The 1179-nt window shown below is 30.0% G+C and carries 2 protein-coding genes; both read left to right on the forward strand.

Annotated elements, in window-relative coordinates; all coding sequences use genetic code 11:
* Nucleotides 1-133: 133 nt before the first annotated feature.
* Nucleotides 134-610, forward strand: coding sequence for an LUD domain-containing protein (locus Q0C22_RS01855; protein ID WP_291490393.1), 477 nt, complete (start codon nucleotides 134-136; stop codon nucleotides 608-610).
* Nucleotides 611-618: 8 nt separating this feature from the next.
* Nucleotides 619-1179: LUD domain-containing protein (locus Q0C22_RS01860; RefSeq protein WP_291490394.1), on the forward strand; the 561-nt coding region annotated here is incomplete at its 3' end.

Consider the following 1179-nt stretch of genomic DNA (forward strand, 5'->3'; position numbering starts at 1 on the left):
GTAAATGAAATTAGTGCAAAATCAGCTGAAAATATTTAAGTTGACTTTATATCAATATTGGTTTATATCTAGTAAAAGTGAAGATTGAGTAATTTTTTCTAATTGTTTGCTTAGTAAAAAGTTAGTTTTAAGTATGGATACCGTTGATAGATTTATTTATTATTCAGAGCTGGTAGGCAATACAAATACAATCAAAAGTAAAGCTGAGTTGGAAAGTTTGTTAGACTCAAATGAAGAATTCGAATACGTTAATCTATCTAGCTTTAATAAATTAAAAGAGATTATTGTTAATGAAAAGGGTATTAAAAAATCAATAGTTGAAGCAGATCTAGCTATAGCTGAAACAGGCACTATTGTAATCAATAACAAAAATGAACTGTTAAGAAGGGCTACGTCTCTATCTGAAGAATTGTGTATAGTTATTCCAAAATCGAAAATTGTAGATACGATAGAAGATACAGAAAATTTTATGCACTCGCTAACAGAAGAAGAGTCAGCTTATATAACTTTTATCACCGGTGCAAGTAGAACCGCTGATATAGAACTTATATTGGCTATGGGTGTTCACGGTCCCTTAAAAGTAAACGTTTTTATTATATTAGATATGTAGAGAAAAATATGGATTTTAAATACGATTTAAAGAAAAACATTAAAACAGCCCTGGACGATTCAACCCTTCGCAATAATCTAAAAACATTTTCATACAACATAAAAAACGCTTATAAAAAAGTTTATAAAAATTTAGATTTTGATCACTTAAGAAAAGAAGTAAATCAAATAAAAGATTTTACCAGAAAAGAGAGACTCGAACTTTTTCTTGAATTTAAAAATAATGTAGAAAAAGAAGGTTCTTTTGTATACCAGGCAAAGAATGCAGCTGATGCCTGTATTTATATAACTTCTGTTTGCAAATCAAATAACGCCGACTATGTAGTAAAAACAAAATCAATGACTGCTGAAGAAATACAATTAAATAAGTACTTAGAACAAAATGGTGTTCATCCTATAGAAACCGATCTTGGCGAATGGATACTTCAGCTTGCCAATGAAAGACCATCTCATATGGTAGCTCCCGCTATTCATAAAAACAGAAGACAAGTGGCTGAATTGTTTCGCAAATACACAGGTGAAAATATCGATGACAATGACATAGAAAAGATGGTAAAAATCGCCAGAAAA

Source organism: Desulfurella sp. (genome assembly GCF_023256235.1).
GTDB lineage: Bacteria > Campylobacterota_A > Desulfurellia > Desulfurellales > Desulfurellaceae > Desulfurella.